Here is a 16,372-nt window from a genome sequence, read left to right as displayed (position 1 = left end):
CGTGATGCCGCTCCGCAGGTGGCGGCGGTGCCGCGCGGGCGAACGCCGCGCCGGCCACGACGCGGGCGGGGCGCAGCACGACCGATCAGAGGTGCCCGATGACAGGACAGTTCGAAGCGACGTTCGAGGTCGACCGGCCGGTCGAGGACGTCTTCGCCTACCTGGCCGACGGACGCAACGATCCGCAGTTCAGCCCGCGGGTCCTCAGGATCGAACGGGTCCCCGACGGCCCGACCGCCGTGGGCACCGTTTTCCGCAGCACCGTCAAGGACGCCGGCATGACCACCGGCCGGGCGATCCGCGTCACCGCCCTCGAACCGCCCCTGAAGCTGCGCTGGGCCGAGGACTCCAAGAACCTCGTCACCGCCCGCGAAGGCGGCTACGACCTGGAACCGCTCCCCGGCGGCCGCACCCGGGTCCGGATCTTCAACGTGCTCGAAGGCCACGGCCTGGGCAAGCTCCTCGCCGGCCTCGCGGTCTCCGCCGCCCGCAAGGACGCCGACGCCTTCGGCGCCCGGATCAAGGCAGCGGCCGAAACCTCGATCCCACCGCGCTGACCCCTGCCCCGCGCGGGCGCGGCACTCCTACGACGGACGGCTGCCGGGGCGGCCCGCTGAAGCGGACCGGGACGCCCGGCGAGTACAGGACGCTTACGGGCGCCCCGAGCGGCCGCTCCAGACCGGCCGCGGCGAGCAGCGTCTCGTCGAGGTCGAGGAGCGTCGCGCGGTGCAGCGGCCAGCGCGGATGGGTGTTCGGGAGGTACAGCGGCCGCCCGAGGAACGCGCTGTGCATGCCCCAGCGCGCGGTCAGGAAGTGTTCGAGCGCGGTGGGCTCCGCCACCCGCTCGCCGACCTCCACGCTGATCGCGCTGCGCGCCCCGCGTGGGCCGGGCCACCGCCGGCTGCTGGTGTACGTCACGGTGGAGCCCTCGCTGCGGACGCTCATCCTCGACCAGACGTACGGGATGCGGAACGCCCACCGGCCGACGGCCACGGGGATGAGCCGGGAGGCGTCCAGGGAGCGGAAGACGACGCCGCGGCGCCCGTGCCCGTCGACCGAGTAGAGCCGGACGTTCGTCTCGGGAAAGCTGCCGAGATAGGGGATGCCGGGGAGCCGGAACCAGCCGACCCGATGCATCCGGAAGGCCACGAGCCCGACGTAGGTGACCCCGTCGAGCGTGTCGGGCACGGTCCCGGCGGGCAGCAGCGGGGCCACCTCGGCGGGGTCCATGGCCCAGTGCAGGAAGGCGAGGTCGAGCCACGACTGGGTGAGCAGGGTGCGCTCGGCGCGGTGCGGCGGGTCGGCCGATATCGGTTCGGGCTGCACGGCGGGCTGCGGCTGCGGCATCGCAGCAGTATCCAGCAATCCGTACGGACACGAGGAGGTGGCCCCCCACGGTGTGTGGGGGGCCACATCTCGCACTGCGCCTGCGGTTACGGAGTGACCTTGAGGAGCTTGTTCGCGGTGCCGGAGGACGCGTTCTTGATGGCGTCCGGCGTGGCCGCGCCGGTCAGCGCGGCGGCCGTGTCGGCAGGGGTCGCCGACGGGTTCGCCGCCAGGTAGAGCGCCGCGGCACCGGCCACGTGCGGGCTGGCCATGGACGTTCCGGAGATCGTCTTGGTGCCCGTGTCACTGTCGTTCCAGGCCGAGGTGATCTCGGAGCCCGGAGCGTACAGGTCGACCACGGAGCCGAAGTTCGAGAAGTCCGACTGCTGGTCGTCCTTGGTGCTGGACGCCACCGTCAGCGCCTCGGGCACCCGGGACGGCGAGCCCTGGCCGGCGTCGGAGGACTCGTTCCCGGCCGCGACCGCGAACGTCACGCCGGAGGCGATGGCCCGCTGGACCGCGGCGTCGAGGGCCTCGTCGACGCCGCCGCCGAGGCTCATGTTCGCGACCGAGGGCCCGGAGTGGTTCTTGGTCACCCAGTCGATGCCGGCCACGACCTGCTCGGTGGTGCCGGAGCCGTTGTCGTCGAGGACGCGCACCGCCACGACCTTCGCCTTCTTGGCGACCCCGTGCGAGGTGCCGGCGATGGTGCCGGCCACGTGGGTGCCGTGGCCGTTGCCGTCGTCGGCGGTGTTGTCGTTGTCCACGGCGTCGAAGCCGTGGCTCGCCCGGCCACCGAAGTCCTTGTGCGAGATGCGGACGCCGGTGTCGATGACGTACGCGGTCACGCCCTCCCCGCCCTTGTCGGGGTACGTGTACTTCTGGTCGCCTGCCGTGTCGGCCTGGTCGATCCGGTCCAGGCCCCAGGACGGGGGCTGCTCCTGCGTCTCCTTGATGCTGAAGCGCTTGTTCTGCACGACGGTTTCGACCGCCGGGTCGGCGGCGAGGCGCTTTGCCTCGTCGACGGAGAGGCCGGAGGCCGAGAAGCCGTTGACCTCGGAACCGTAGGAGCGGACGAGGGTGCCGCCGTACTTCTTCGCGAGGTCGGCCTTGTTCGCGGATGCGTCGAGGATGACGACGAAGCTGCCGGAGACGGCGCCCGGGGCGCCGAGCCCGTGGACGGTGCCCTCCGCCGGGGCGGCCGCCCCGGCGAGATTGCCCGCGAACAGCGCGGCGGCGACAGCGGCAGCCGTACCTGTGGCTATGGCCGCGTTGCGAAGTCCGTGGGATCGCTTGTGAGTTGCCATGAAGGTGGATCTCTCCTCGTGTTGACGTGTGGGGCGTCAAACGTTCGAGAGAACCCTGTGCGAGTTGGCAGGAGCAAATCAAGTGGGAACCCGGAGTAAGGCTTATTCAACAAGGTTTCTCAAAGCCATCTCCGCATCGCCTCCATCTCGCACACGCGATCCCGCCAACTCCTCCGGGAAACGGTCACGTTTCCGACCGCATGCCGAACAGCAGTGCCCGACTGCCGGGCACCCGGCTGATCCCCGGTTGACTCCGGCGCCACGAACCGGCGACGGTGACCGCCATGGGGAGAGAACACCGACCGCTCGTTCCGCTGCTCTGCCTGGTCCTGGGGGGCGCCCTGACCGCCGCGGTCCTCGGCGTGACCGGCGGAGGGAGCGCGCGCGAGCCCGGGTCCGGCGCACCCGCCCCCGCCGCGGCGCCCGCTCCCGGCGACTTCGTCGACATCCACGACGTACCACCGCCCGCCCCGCAGACGTCCGTCCGCCCGGGACCCGACGCCTCCACCGGCTCCTTCACCGTCGACTGCGGGCGCAACGAGGAAGCCCACTACAACCAGGACAACCTCGTCGTCTCACCCGGACTCCGCAACGGCGCCCACCACACCCACGCCTACGTCGGCAACCGCTCCACCGACGCCTTCTCGACCGACGCGAGCCTCGCCGCCGCCCCCACCACCTGCCGCGGCGGCGACCGCTCCACCTACTACTGGCCGGTCCTCCGCCGCCCCGACCTGCCCGCGACACGGCCGTACGAGAAGGCCGCCGCCCACGGCAACACCGGACGCATCCTTACCCCGGCCGACGTCCGCATCGGCTTCCACGGAAACCCGGCCGGCAAGGTCGTTCCCATGCCCCGCTTCCTGCGCGCCCTCACCGGCGACGCCGTCGCGTACACCGCCCGCACCGACGAAGGCGTCAAGGCCCGCTGGAGCTGTACGAGCCTCCCCGACCGCGCCACCACCCGCTACCCACGCTGCCCGGCGGGCGACCGACTCACCCGTACGCTCGTCTTCCCCAGCTGCTGGAACGGCCTGGACACGGCCACCCCCGGCCGCACCCACCTGCTCTTCCCCGCCCCCAACGGCGTCTGCCCCCAGAACACCTTCGCCGTCCCCGAACTCCGCATCACCCTCTCCTACGACGCACCCCCCGCCGACGCGCCGATCGCCCTCGACTCCTTCCCCGAACAGCGCCACAGCCCCAAGACCGACCACGCCATGTTCGTCAACGTGATGACGGACGAGCGGATGGCGCGACTCGTCACCTGCGTCAACGAGGGCCGCCACTGCTGACCCGGCTCCATGTGACCCGGCTCACATGAACCGACGGTGCAGGCGGCGCGTGTGGGGCACGGCGCAACCGGCGCCGACGACGCTGGCACCGCAGACGGAGTGGATGGGATGGCCGGACCACGATGGCCCCGCAGCAGGCGGGGATCAACCGACGAAGCGCTCATCAGGGCGGTGTACGAGGAACACGGCCACGCCGTCCTCGCGTACGCCACCCGCCTCACCGGCGACCGCGCCACCGCGGAGGACGTCGTGCAGGAGACCCTCATCAGGGCCTGGCGCCACGCCGACGCCCTCGTCAACGGAAAGGGCTCGGTCCGCGGCTGGCTCCTCACCGTCGCCCGGAACATCATCACCGACCGCTACCGCGCCAAGGCCGCCCGGCCCGCCGAGGTCGCGGAATCGCCCGCGACACCCCCCGTCGAGAACGACCACGCCGACTCGGTCGTCGACACCATGACCGTCCTCGGCGCGCTCGACCGGCTGTCCCCCGAGCACCGGGACGTGCTGACCGAGCTGTACTACCGCGAGCGGAGCGTCGCGGAGGCCGCCGACAGCCTCGGCATCCCGGCCGGCACCGTCAAGTCCCGCTCGCACTACGCCCTGAAGGCGCTCCGCGAGACGTTCAGAGAAGGAAACCGGCCGAGCGCGCCCCAGCAGCCCGCCGGACTCAGGGAGGTGGTCGCATGAACCGGCAGCAGCACGAGGAGGAGGAACTCCTCGGCCCGTACGTCCTCGGCGTCCTCGACGACGCCGACACCCGGCGCGTGGCAGCGCACATGAACGACTGCGCGGCCTGCCGGCAGGAGGCGGACGCCCTGCGCGACATGGAAACGGCACTCGGAGAAGTGCCCCGGGAGGCCTTCCTCGACGGCCCGCCGCCTGGCGGAGACCTGCTCCTCCAGCGCACCTTGCGCCAGATGCGCGGCGAGCGCACCGCCGCCCGGAACCGGAACCGGAACCGGAGCCGCGGCCTGATCGGCCTCGCGGCGGCCGCGGCGCTCGCCGGAGTGTTCTGGGCGGGCACTGCCGTCTCGGGCCCGGACCCGACGGTCGCCCTGCCCCCGCAGCCGACCACCACGACGGCTCCCGCCACCCCGCCCCCCGGCACCCGGGTGGCCTCCGCCACCGACACCACCAGCGGCGCCCGCATGACCGTACGGGTCACCCCGGCCGCCGGCTGGGTCCGCGTCCACGCGGCTGTGACGGGGCTGCCCCCCGGCGAGCGCTGCACGCTCGTCGTCGTCGGCCGCGACGGCACCCGGACCACCGCGGGAAGCTGGGTCGTGGGAGCGGCGCCGGGCGGTGGCGAGGGCAAGGGCGCCTCGCTCGACGGCTCGGCGGCGGTCGACCCGGGGAACGTCCGGGCGGTCGTCGTCGAGAACGAGGCGGGAAGGACCTTCGTCACCGTGCCGGTGCGGCCGGTGTAGCAGGCGCGTCCGGCTCGATCGGCGCCGGCCGGGGATGCCCCGGCCGGCGCCGATCGGGCGTCCGGCCGCACGGCGGCAGGGCAGACGGACGGGCGGACCGGAGAAACGCGAAAGAAAACTCCGAACCCGTTGAACCGGCCCCGAACGGCCCTCGTGTTTCCGGTGCCGACAGAGACCGATGAAGTACCGGATAAGAGGAGTTCTCATGATGAACCTGCGCAAGCTCACCGTCACCGCGGCCGGGACCGCCCTCCTGCTGGGAGCGACGGCCTGCGGAACGCAGGGCACCACGACCGGCTCCCCGCAGCAGGCCCCGGCACGGTCGGCGGCCCCCGCCGACGGCACGAGCGGCACCGGCGCCTACGGGAACGACACGGCCCCCGCCGGAGGGACCGCCGCCACCGCGTCAGGACCGCTGGCGGTGCGGAACGACCCCAAGCTCGGCCCGCTCGTCGCCGACGCGGCCGGCTTCACCCTCTACCGCTTCGACAAGGACACCGCCAACCCCTCCATGACCACCTGCGAGGGCGATTGCGCGAAGGCCTGGCCCCCGGTCCCCGCCTCCGGCACCAAGCCCGGCGGCGTCGACGCCGCCAAGCTCGGCACGGTCAAGCGCGCCGACGGCACCGAGCAGCTGACCATCGCCGGCTGGCCCGTGTACCGCTTCGCCAAGGACACGGCGCCCGGCCAGACGAACGGCCAGGGCGTGGGCGGCACCTGGTTCGCGGTCACCCCCGACGGCAAGAAGGCCGGCACCAAGGCCCCCCGGCCCGCCGGCGAAGCCCTCCCCGCCCTCTCGGTGGTCGACGACGCGAAGCTCGGCGACATCATCCGCGACGGCAAGGGCCGCACCCTGTACCGCTTCACCAAGGACACCGCCTGGCCGATGAAGTCCCACTGCGAGGGCGCCTGCCTGGAGAAGTGGCGCCCCGCGCAGCTCGTCGACCTCAGGAACGTCAAGGGCATCGACCCCAAGAAGCTGATCAGCTACACCCGCCCCGACGGCACGAAGCAGCTCACCCTCGACTGCTGGCCCCTGTACTGGTTCACGGGCGACAAGACCCCCGGCGAAACCCGTGGCCAGGGCGTGGGCGGCACGTGGTTCGCCGTGACCCCGGGCGGCAAGCTCGCGAAGTGACCCCGGGCCGATGTCACAAGATCCGATCGGCGGGTGTAGGGACGGTCGTGGCGGGGGAGGACCGATGTGGCACCTGCGGAAGGGTGCCTCGGCGGTCCCCCGGACCGCCGTCGGACTGACAGAAGGACGAGCATGGCCAGCGGCACCGTGAAGTGGTTCAACTCGGAGAAGGGCTTCGGCTTCATCGCCCAGGACGGCGGTGGCCCGGACGTCTTCGCCCACTACTCCAACATCCAGGGCAACGGGTACCGCGAGCTGACCGAGGGCGAAGCCGTGACCTTCGACATCACGCAGGGCCAGAAGGGCCCCCAGGCGGAGAACATCGTCCGCGGCTGAGCCGCAGGCCGGTTCGCCGACCTCGACCGTCACGCGGGCCGCCGGCTGCCATGCCGGCGGCCCGCGGGCGTTTCCGGTTCATGACCCCGGGTCGCGGAGGCGAGTCACCCGAGGCTGTACGACCACGGTCGACCCCCGGACCGGAGGATTGTCCGCGCTGGTCGGACGACGCGAACGGGGCCCGAACGGCACCTTGTTCATGTGATCGAAGTCAGCGAGCTCACCAAGCGATACGGTGGCACGACCGCCGTCAAGGACCTGTCCTTCACCGTCCGACCGGGCCGGGTGACCGGCTTCCTCGGACCGAACGGCGCGGGCAAGAGCACGACCCTGCGGATGATCCTCGGCCTCCACGAGCCCACCGGCGGGCGGGTCACCGTGGACGGCCGCCCCTTCCGCGAGCGGCCCCGCGGCCTGCGCCACGTCGGCGCCCTGCTCGACGCGCACGACGTGCACGGCGGCCGCAGCGCGACGGCCCAGCTCACCGCGCTCGCCGTCGCCAACCGCATCCCGCGTCGGCGGGTCGCGGAGGTGCTGCGGGAGGTCGGCCTCGCCGAGGCCGCCGGTCGCCGCATCGCCGGGTTCTCGCTCGGCATGAAGCAGCGGCTCGGCATCGCGGCCGCCCTGCTCGGAGACCCGCCGGTGCTGCTGTTCGACGAGCCGCTCAACGGCCTTGACCCCGAGGGCGTGAAGTGGGTGCGCGAGCTGTTCCGCCGGCTCGCCGCCGAGGGCCGCACGGTGTTCGTCTCCAGCCACCTGATGTCCGAGATGGAGCACACCGCCGACGAGCTGATCGTCATCGGCCGCGGCGAACTGATCGCGGCGGAGAGCCTCACCGACTTCTCCGCCCGAGGCACCCGCCCGAGCGTCGAGGTGGCCGCCAGGGAAGCGTCGGCCCTGCGCACCTTCCTGACGGCGGAGGGCGCGGCGGTGGCCGGCGAAGGCGAGCACCTCAGCGTCACCGGCCTGACGCCGGACCGGATCGGCGAGATCGCCCTGGCCCACGGCATCCCGCTCCGCGGACTCACCGGCCGGACGGCGTCCCTGGAGGACGTCTTCATGCAGCTCACCGCCGACAGCGTCCAGTACGCCGCAGGAGAATCCCGATGAACCGCACGCCCAGCGCGACCGGCACGCCCGGCACCCTCAGCTCGCCCGGCACCCGCAGTACGACCGGCTCGACCAACTCGCCCAGCGCGACCGGCACGCTGCCGTCGCCCCTCCCTGCCGCAGACCCCCGCCCCCGCTTCCTCGACCTCGTCCTCTCCGAGTGGGTCAAGCTCCGTTCGCTGCGGTCGACCTGGATCGCGTACGGCGCGGCCGCGCTGGCCGTGCTCGCCTTCAACGTGGGCACCGCCTACGACACGGCCAAGTACTGGACGGAGGAGGACGCGGCGGACCGGGCCGACTTCATCCGCGACGGCATTCCCCTCCAGCTGGCCTTCAACGGAAACGCGGCCACGGTCATGATGCTCGCCCTGGGAGCCCTCGGGGCGCTCGCGATCGTGGGGGAGTTCAGCACGGGGACCATCCGCACGACGTTCGCGGCCGTACCCGCCCGAGGTGCGGTCATGGGGGCCAAGACAGTCGTCGTGGCGGCGTTCGCGACCCTCTTCGGGGCGCTCGTCGCGGGAGGTTCGTTCTTCCTCACCCAGGCGATCCTCGCCGGCAAGGACCTCGGGGTCCCGCTCGGCCATCCGGGCGCCGGGCGCGTGGTCCTCGCCTCCGCGCTGCTCGCCCCGGTGTGCGCGCTCGCCGGGATGGCCCTCGGCGCCGTCGTCCGCCACACCGCGGCCACGATGATCACGACGGTCGGTGTCCTCCTCGTTCTTCCCGTCGTCCTGACGGACGGCCGCCACTGGTCGGCGACGGTCGGCCACGCCCTGCCGTACCGGGCCTGGCTCAAGCTGGTCGACTTCCGCTCCCTCCCGACCGACTTCCCCTGGACCACCGGCGGGGCGTGGACGGTGTACGTGGTCTGGATGCTGGCCGCGGCGGCGGTGGCGATCGTCGGAGTGCGGCGCCGCGACGTGTGACCCGGGACCGGGGGCCCGACCTGCCCGGTCGGGCCGGCAAGGGCTCAGGTCACGCGCGTCGCGGGAGGCGGCGGGGTCCAGCGGCGCGTGCGGGACGGTGCGTCGGGGACCCCGTACTCCTTCCTGAGGTCCTCGGGCACGGCGTAGTGCATCACACGTCCACGGGTCAGCGAGGACAGTTCGAAGACCGTCGTCAGGTGCCCGATCCGGTCCAGTGCCCAGGCACCCAGGGGCGACCGGTCCTCGATCGTCTCCAGGACCCCCAGCACGTGGGGCACGGCCTTCACGACGGTGTCCCAGGGGGTGCTGGTGACCTCCAGCCAGTCGGCGCAGGTGTCCCCGATCAGGTAGCGGACGAGGGCGGGGACGAGCGGGTCGAGGAGCGTGCCCGGCACGATGTCCTCGTACAGCCGGATGAGCTGCCCGGTCAGATGGACGCCCTCCGGCGAGGGTCCCATGAACCGGACCATGTAGTCGTCGAGGAACAGCCGTGCCTCGTCGAGCGTCTTGGGCACGGTCTCCTGGTCGACGCCGAGCATGGCGCCGACGACGCGCCAGGCGTAGTAGTACGCCTCCGCCCCCTCCTGCGACATGTGGATGCCGAGGCGGTGCAGGCTGTCGAGGACGAGCAGCGAGAAGAACATCTGGCCGCCGATCATGTCCTCCTGACAGATCGGAACCCCGGAGGCCGCCACGTCCCAGCGGTTCTCCCGGGTGAGGTGGTGACGGATGGACGCGTGGAGCAGACGGACCTTCTGCGCGGCGGGAAGGAACCGGCTGCCGGCCTCGAATGCGTCGGGCCGCATCAGATAGACGGTGAACTGGCCCGTGGCCGCCATCCGCGTCGAGGGGTAGTTCAGACCGTGGGTCGCCGAGAGCAGCTTCGCCACGTGCGGGACGAGGTAGCAGGCGGGCATGGACGCGAAGGACAGCGCCGTCGCGATGTGCACGTTGTTGTCGATGAAGAACAGCCGGGCCCGCTCCATCTCCTCCCAGTCCACCCAGGCCGGGGGCGCGCTCGTGGCCTCCAGGTACTCCCTGGCGACGTCGGGCAGCCCGTCCGGCACAGGGGCTCCGGCGGTGGAGAAGAACCGCATGAGGGTGTTGAAGCTGCCCATCTCACCGCGCTCGAAGAGGGCGGCGACGGTGGCGTCGGCGAGCTCGTCGCCGGTCTGCCGGAGGGCGTTGGTCGAGGCGTCGGCGTGGGGCACGGCAGGACTCCTTGCGGATGAGGTTGACGGGTCGGGGACGATGCGAGCCGGGGCGGCGCGAACGGCCATCGGCGCGGCGCGAGCCGGGGCGGCGCGTCGGCTCAGGACAACCGGACGGCGGCCGAGTGCGCCAGCGCGGTCAGCGCACCGGCGGCGGGCACGGGAACGTCCAGCTCGTGCAGCGCGCCCAGCGCCTCCTGGACCCGCGCGGCGATCATGCTCTCGACCCGATCGGGCGCCTTGAGCCGGCGCATCACCTCGCGTACGTCCTCCAGACCGTCCTCGCCCAGATCGTCCCGGCCCAGCAGCGCCCGGAGCCGCTCCCGCTCGTCGGGCCCCGCGATGCGCCAGGTCTCGGCGAGGAGGGCGGTGGGTCGATGGCCGCGTACGTCGTCGGCGTTGGCCTTGCCGGTCCGGTGCGGGTCGCCGAACAGCCCGAGCAGGTCGTCCCGCAGCTGGAACGCCTCGCCGAGCGGCAGCCCGTAGGCGCTGAACCCCTCACGCAGGCGCTCGCCGGCGCCGGCCAGTGCGCCGCCGATGAGCAGCGGCTGCTCGACGGTGTACTTGGCCGTCTTGTAGCGGATCACCTTCAGTGACGCCGCCGTGTCCGGGGCGCCCCCGGTGTGGAGGATCTCCAGGCACTCACCGGCGATCAGATCGCGGGCCAGCGCCGCCCACAGCGGGCGGGCCCGGCCGAGATAGGCGGCGGGCAGGCCGCTCGTCGCGAACAACTGCCCGGCCAGCGACATGAGAAGGTCCCCGACGAGCATCGCCAGCGAGCGGGCGGCGTCCGCGGCCCGCGGATGGTGGCGTACGGCCGCGCCGAGCGCGACGTGAGCGGTGGGGCGGCCGTGCCGCAGCGGACTGTCGTCGATGAGGTCGTCGTGCACGACCGCCGCCGCGTGCACCAGTTCCATGGACGCGGCGGCCCGCAGCAGCGCGTCGCTGTCGGGCTGCCGGGTCGCGCGCCAGCCCCAGTAACAGAACGCCGCCCGCAGCCGTTTGCCGACCGCGACCGCCTCCTCCAGCCGCTCGGCCACCGGCGCGAGCGCCGGATCGACCGCCGCCAGCAGATCGGCCTCGTCGGCGACGAACCGGTGCAGCACCTCGTCGACGCGGGCCTTGAAGGCGGCCGCCTCCCACCGCTCAGCCACCCTCGTTCCCCCGCTCGGCCAGGGCGCGCCGGGCGAGCAACTCCAGATGCGCCGGGGGAGCGGAGGCGTAACGGTCCAGGACGAGGCGCCCACGCGCCGTCAGGTCCCGCTCGGCCTCCGCCACCAGCTCCACGGTGTCCGAGCGCCGCGCCAGCCCCCGTACGACCCCGAGCGCGGACCCCAAGGTCCCCACTGCCACGTCGGCGAGCCCGGCCACGAGCAGTACCGCCTGCTCACCCGGACCCCTGCGACGCTCAGCGTCCCCTGTCATGTCCTCACCCCTTCGCTCCGCACCGGCCGGACGCCGGTCACGCGCCACCACCGTCAGCTTGGCGGCGGACGGCGCGGCGGAGCGGAGGAACTCACGAACGAGTGATCATGCCGATGACGTGTACGGACCAGGAGACGCGTACGGATCAGGAGACGCGTACGGATCAGGAGACGCGTACGGACCAGGGGCTGAGCAGCGAGGGACGGTGCGCACGAGAAGGGCGGGCACCGGCCCCGCGAAGGAATCGACGCCCGCCCTCACCTCACCTCACATCACGGCACGTCAGCCGCGACGCGGGAGACCCCGAGACTACGAGGCGTCCCGCACCGTCCCGGTGAACTCCGGCCCCGGGATCGGCTCCCAGGCGCCGTCATACGTGGTCAGCCGGGCCCGCAGCGACTCCGTCGGCTCGCTGATGCCGTCCTTGACCGTGGGCACGGTCACCTCCGTACTCGTCGACCCGGCAGGCACGGTGGCACCGAGGTTCAGGCCGCCGAACGCGATCCCGGAGAGCGGCGTGGGCTCGGCAGGCACCTCGCCGAGGTGCTCCTGGAGCCATGCCCGGTCCACGTCAGCCGTGGACAGCTCCGTGCCAGCGGCCGGCGGCACGAAGGACACCCAGCCCATGACGTCGGCGTCGGCGACCTCGGACAGCGTCACCCGCCAGGTCAGCGTCCCGCCCTCGGTCACGTCGTCCGCGACGGGCGTCACGCTGATCTTGGGCATCGGATCGTCGTTGAGCACCGTCACGCCACCCCGGTGCGCGCCGACCGCGGTGCCGCGCACCGCCTTGACGAACACGTCGTGTCGCACGTCGTCACCGAAGCGGGTGTTGCCCCGCACCTCGACCGGCAGGTCGATGTCATGGCGCCCGGGCCGCACGGTCACCGTGCGGGACGTGACCTCGTCCGAGCCCGGCCGGGGCACGAACAGGCGGATCTGACCGCTGCCCTGACCCGTCACCCGGACCGGCACGCGGTACGTCCGGACACCGGAGTCGCCCTCCGAGACCTGCAGACGGCCGACGTCGACCCGCGCCAGCGGCTCCTGGCGTACCACCGGCATGCCGGGGCGCCAGCCCCACGCGTCCATCAGCCACGCGCGGCCGGCCCCGGCGCGCGGGATCAGTTCGAGTCCCACGATCCGCTTCAGGTCCAGCCCGGCCGCCCGGGCGGCGGCGGTCAGCGGCACTCGGACCTCACGGGCCCAGTAGGAGGCGGTCCGCTCCGTGCCGGGAAGTCCGTCGACCCGTACCCGTCCGAGCGGTGCGCGGCGGCCCGAGGCGTCGGTCACCGCCACGTCGAACTCGGTGCCCGTGGTGTTGGGCGGGACGATCAGCCGCAGCGCCAGCGCGTCGGAGCCCGCCAGCGGGACCGGGCGCGGGGAGCGCACCGTGACGGGCGTTCCCGGGCTCGACCACTCCAGCGCCACGGCGTCGCGGCCCGGCTCGGCAGCGGTCTCCCACGCCGCGAAGTGCGGCGAGGCGCCGCCCGCCTCGGGAGACAGGCAGGAACGGGCCGCGTCCGGGTCGACCTGAGCGCACAGCCGGCCGCCACCGGACACGGTGACCGACGGGCCCGGCAGGAACGCCGGGGCCCGGTGCGCGCCGACGGCGTGGGTGAGCACCCGCGCCGGGTCGGCGGACGGCGCACGGCGGCCGGTGCCGTCCAGGAGCGGACGCACCCGGTCGTCACCGTCGACGAACAGCCGGGCCGCCGCCGCGATGTACGTGGCTCCCGCGGCCTGCTGCTGATCGGCGGTGAGGCGGGTCGCCGTACCGGGGGAGCAGACCGGGTCGGGCGTCTCGTCGGTCCAGAAGTCGTCGAAGGCGGGCGCCTTGGCCTGGCCCGGGGTCCACTCGCTGTTGAAGAAGTTGTGGTTGGCGCCGATCACGTAGACCGCGCTGTGCAGCGCGGCACCGCGGCTGACGCCCCGTGTGCCGTCGACGAAGTTCTGGCCCTGGAGGTCGGACACGTCGCCGTCGCAGCCGGGCAGGATCGTCATGGACGGAACGTCCGGAGCGGGGTTGTTGCCGAAGATCGTGGGGCCGATGGGCACGGTGCCGCGGATCTTCCACCGTACGGGGCCCCGGTAGCCGTCCTGGTCGGCGGGCGGCGGAGTGACGCTGTCGAGCGCGGCCCGGTTGACGCCCTCGCCGCCCCGGGAGTGGCCGACAAGGAGCACGCGCGAGAGGTCCGCGGCCGAGGCCTGGCGCACGGCGGCGGGGGCGGAGGCGCGGTGGGCGGACCAGTCGGCCCAGCGGGCCAGGTGCTGGCGTATGAGTGACGAGCGGGCCTGGGCGCCGCCGTCCTCGGCGAAGTGGTCCTGTCCGTTGATGCCGTTGGCGGATATGGACAGGGTCACGTAGCCCTGGGAGGCGAGCAGCCGCTGCGCCCGCAGGTACCCCTGGTGGCTCGGTATCGGCAGGGAGCCCGCGGCGCAGGGCCAGTCACCGGTCTCCTGCTCGCTGCCCGGGGTGTAGCAGGTCCCGTGGCGGCCGTGCAGGAAGAGAGCCACGGGCCGCTTCCCCGGAGCGTCGGCCGGTCCCACCACGGTGGCGCGCATCTCGACCGGCTCCGGGAACCCGGGCAGCCGCACCGACGTGAGGTCGTACTCGCCGCTCACGGTCCGGTAGCGACCCAGCTTTCCGGGATCCACCGGGTTCGCGGGGAGCGGGGCCTCGGGCACGGCGACCGGGGCGAGCGGCCGGACACGCGCGGAACGCGCGGGCCCGCCCTCGTCCAGCCGACGCCCACCGGCCGTCACGCGCAGCTGCACGCCCTCGACGAGCGCGGACCCGACCCGCGCGTCCCCGAGCGGCAACCGGAAGGAACGACCGTCCCGTTGGGCCACCGGCCGCCCGAGCAGCCGGTCGCCCGCATGGAACTCGACTCGGGCGTCACCCATGCGGACGGGTTCGGACGCCGTCCAGACCAGCTGCCTGCCCGTCCCGGTTCCGATGATCTGCCAGCCCTCGGGGAGCTCCAGGTTCCCGAACCGGGCGGGGGCGGTGGTCGACGGAGCACCGGGCGAAGGCTGCGCGTACGCGGCCCCCGGTGACACCGCCGCCAGGGCGAGTAACGCCGCGGCGATGGCCACGCCGCGTGTGACACGTATCAAAGCGTTCTTCCTCACGATCGGTCTCGCAGGGGCACCGAGGAGCGCGCGAGGAAGCGCTCTCAGGAACGTCGACCTCCCGGCCTGTTCCCTGATTCCTCCGCCGTTCCTTGGACCCCTCTCGCCCCGGGAGATGCCAACGAAGGGGCGGGGGTTGCCTGATGGCACGGGAACAGGAGGAGAAACGAGAGAAGCCCCCTTCCCTCACGCCCCTATCGCCATGGATCGAGCGCGTGCTTGCCGCTCGTGAGACCGGCTTCGAGCCGCCGCAGCACTGCCGGACCCTCGGCCAGGGGGTGCACCTCAGGCGTGCCAGGCTGATACACGCCTGCGGCGATGAGGGCTTCGAGCTCGACGAGCACCCACCGGTAGAGGTCCGGGGCCGCGACCGCCAGCGCGCCGATGTGCAGGCCCTTCACCTGGACCTGGTGGGTGAAGACGAGGTCGTGGGTCGTCAGGGTCGCGTCGCCAGACGCGGCGCCGAAGACGACGACGCGCCCGGTGAACGGCTTGGTCACCACCCGGCTCACGTCGAACGTGGCCCGGCCCACCGATTCCAGGACCAGATCGACGCCGCCCGTCAGGCGGGTGATCTCCGCGGCCAGATCGGGACGCCGGCCGTCCAGGACCTCGTCGGCGCCGAGCGCCTTGACGATCGCGTGCTTGGACGGTGACGCCGTGGCGATCACCCGCGCACCGTAGTGCCGGGCGAGGCGGACCGCGGCCTGCCCCACGCCTCCGGCGGCGGCATGGACGAGCACCACGTCACCCGGCCGGATCTCGCCCAGCGGCTTCAGCGCCGCCAAGGCGGTCGCCCAGTTCAGCACCATGCCGAGGGCCCCGGCATCGCTCCACCCGGCGGGAACGGGCAGCACACCGGCCGCCGGCATCGTCATGTACTGCGCGAAGGCGCCGGGGCCGACACCGATGACACGCGTGCCCAGGGGAAGCGGGTCCTCGACGTCCGGGTGGACCCCCACGATCTCGCCCGCGGCCTCGAAGCCCGCCACGTAGGGGGCCTGCGGTCCGCCGCCGTACGTTCCGTGCGTCTGCATCACGTCCGCGAAGTTGACCCCGGCGGCGCCCACCCGGACCAGGTACTCGCCGGACCTCGGGCCGGGCCGGAGGCGGTCGGTCGTGAGGGTCAGGTCCCCGGGTCCGCGGTGGGACCGCTGGACCAGGGCTCGTACGGTCTGTCCGGCGCTGTTCTGCTCGTTGACGTCCATGCGCCGAACGTAGAACTCTCACACTTGCGTCAAGGTCAAGCGACGGCCGTCAACGATCGCCGCGAGCGTCCCGCAAGTACGCGTCGAGTGCCGCCTGCTGAGCGCTGAGGACGGCGATGCGCGCGGCGAGACGATCGCGATGGCTCCGCACCTCGTCCAGGAACTCCGCGCACACCGACTCCGTACCGGCAGCCGACGCGGAGGCAGAATCGGTGAGCTGGGGCAGGACGTCCCTGATCAGCCGTACCGGCAGCCCGGACTCCAGCAGCGAGCGAATGACAAGCACCCGGTCGACGGTGGACTGACAGTAGTCACGGAAGCCGTTGCCGCACCGGCCGGGAACGATCAAACCCTCGTCCTCGTAATGCCGTAACGACCGCGCACTCACACCGCTGATCCGGGACGCCTCGCCGATCTTCATACCGAAGGGCAACGCACGGGCGCACGACGATCTTCCCGGACGGGGCTGCGTCCTCCCGCAGAGGCGCCGGCCGCCGCCACGCCGTAGCCGCTGACCAGGAAACGACC

General features: G+C 72.8%; 16 protein-coding genes. 8 read left to right on the top strand and 8 right to left on the bottom strand.

Annotation, left to right across the window (positions count from 1 at the left end; translation table 11 throughout):
• Positions 1–98 precede the first annotated feature (98 nt).
• Complete coding sequence (locus tag DEJ43_RS00290) at positions 99–557, top strand: SRPBCC family protein (protein ID WP_015031275.1); 459 nt, start codon at positions 99–101, stop codon at positions 555–557.
• Here DEJ43_RS00290 and DEJ43_RS00285 read toward each other — a convergent pair.
• Both DEJ43_RS00285 and DEJ43_RS00280 read right to left on the bottom strand, forming a co-directional pair.
• Complete coding sequence (locus DEJ43_RS00285) at positions 520–1,347, bottom strand: YqjF family protein (RefSeq protein ID WP_015031274.1); 828 nt, start codon at positions 1,345–1,347, stop codon at positions 520–522. The two genes, DEJ43_RS00290 and DEJ43_RS00285, sit on opposite strands and share 38 nt — an antisense overlap.
• An 86-nt stretch (positions 1,348–1,433) precedes the next feature.
• Positions 1,434–2,633, bottom strand: a complete 1,200-nt coding sequence (locus tag DEJ43_RS00280) for a S8 family peptidase (RefSeq protein ID WP_015031273.1) — start codon at positions 2,631–2,633, stop codon at positions 1,434–1,436.
• A gap of 284 nt (positions 2,634–2,917) precedes the next feature.
• On the opposite strand from DEJ43_RS00280, the gene DEJ43_RS00275 reads away from it, so the two are divergent.
• The 7 genes from DEJ43_RS00275 to DEJ43_RS00245 all read left to right on the top strand — a co-directional run bounded on the left by DEJ43_RS00275 (position 2,918) and on the right by DEJ43_RS00245 (position 8,865).
• On the top strand, positions 2,918–3,928 hold the full coding sequence (locus DEJ43_RS00275) for a DUF1996 domain-containing protein (RefSeq protein WP_015031272.1): 1,011 nt from the start codon (positions 2,918–2,920) through the stop codon (positions 3,926–3,928).
• 108 nt (positions 3,929–4,036) lie between these two features.
• Positions 4,037–4,615 (top strand): sigma-70 family RNA polymerase sigma factor, encoded by a 579-nt coding sequence (locus tag DEJ43_RS00270; RefSeq protein WP_015031271.1) that lies wholly within the window; start codon positions 4,037–4,039, stop codon positions 4,613–4,615.
• Entirely contained in the window at positions 4,612–5,355 is a 744-nt protein-coding gene (locus DEJ43_RS00265) for a zf-HC2 domain-containing protein (protein WP_015031270.1), read from the top strand. The genes DEJ43_RS00270 and DEJ43_RS00265 overlap by 4 nt, the downstream gene beginning before the upstream one ends.
• 205 nt (positions 5,356–5,560) lie before the next feature.
• On the top strand, positions 5,561–6,493 hold the full coding sequence (locus DEJ43_RS00260) for an SCO0930 family lipoprotein (RefSeq protein WP_015031269.1): 933 nt from the start codon (positions 5,561–5,563) through the stop codon (positions 6,491–6,493).
• Between the two features lie 132 nt (positions 6,494–6,625).
• Positions 6,626–6,829 (top strand): cold-shock protein, encoded by a 204-nt coding sequence (locus DEJ43_RS00255; protein WP_015031268.1) that lies wholly within the window; start codon positions 6,626–6,628, stop codon positions 6,827–6,829.
• Positions 6,830–7,030: 201 nt separating this feature from the next.
• Positions 7,031–7,939 carry an ABC transporter ATP-binding protein gene (locus DEJ43_RS00250; RefSeq protein WP_015031267.1) on the top strand — a complete coding sequence of 303 codons (909 nt, stop codon included), beginning with the start codon at positions 7,031–7,033 and terminating at the stop codon, positions 7,937–7,939.
• Positions 7,936–8,865: an ABC transporter permease gene (locus DEJ43_RS00245; protein ID WP_015031265.1), complete on the top strand. Its 930-nt coding sequence runs from the start codon at positions 7,936–7,938 to the stop codon at positions 8,863–8,865. Before DEJ43_RS00250 ends, DEJ43_RS00245 begins: the two co-directional genes overlap by 4 nt.
• Before the next feature lie 44 nt (positions 8,866–8,909).
• Here DEJ43_RS00245 and DEJ43_RS00240 read toward each other — a convergent pair whose 3' ends face one another.
• From DEJ43_RS00240 to DEJ43_RS00215, 6 genes are all read right to left on the bottom strand, one after another.
• Positions 8,910–10,076, bottom strand: coding sequence for an oxygenase MpaB family protein (locus DEJ43_RS00240; protein ID WP_015031264.1), 1,167 nt, complete (start codon positions 10,074–10,076; stop codon positions 8,910–8,912).
• Positions 10,077–10,177: 101 nt separating this feature from the next.
• Positions 10,178–11,230: a polyprenyl synthetase family protein gene (locus DEJ43_RS00235; RefSeq protein WP_015031263.1), complete on the bottom strand. Its 1,053-nt coding sequence runs from the start codon at positions 11,228–11,230 to the stop codon at positions 10,178–10,180.
• Positions 11,223–11,501, bottom strand: coding sequence for a hypothetical protein (locus tag DEJ43_RS00230; protein WP_015031262.1), 279 nt, complete (start codon positions 11,499–11,501; stop codon positions 11,223–11,225). Before DEJ43_RS00230 ends, DEJ43_RS00235 begins: the two co-directional genes overlap by 8 nt.
• A 309-nt stretch (positions 11,502–11,810) precedes the next feature.
• Positions 11,811–14,621, bottom strand: a complete 2,811-nt coding sequence (locus DEJ43_RS00225) for a hypothetical protein (protein WP_015031260.1) — start codon at positions 14,619–14,621, stop codon at positions 11,811–11,813.
• Between the two features lie 209 nt (positions 14,622–14,830).
• Entirely contained in the window at positions 14,831–15,844 is a 1,014-nt protein-coding gene (locus DEJ43_RS00220; protein ID WP_015031259.1) for a zinc-binding dehydrogenase, read from the bottom strand.
• Between the two features lie 49 nt (positions 15,845–15,893).
• A complete protein-coding gene (locus tag DEJ43_RS00215) occupies positions 15,894–16,265 on the bottom strand; it encodes a MerR family transcriptional regulator (protein WP_015031258.1) in 372 nt (123 codons plus the stop codon).
• Between the last annotated feature and the right edge of the window lie 107 nt (positions 16,266–16,372).

It is taken from the genome of Streptomyces venezuelae ATCC 10712, assembly GCF_008639165.1.
In the GTDB taxonomy this organism is placed as follows: Bacteria; Actinomycetota; Actinomycetes; order Streptomycetales; family Streptomycetaceae; genus Streptomyces; species Streptomyces venezuelae.
Note: the sequence above shows the minus strand (reverse complement) of the source record. Positions and strands in the feature narration are given on the sequence as shown.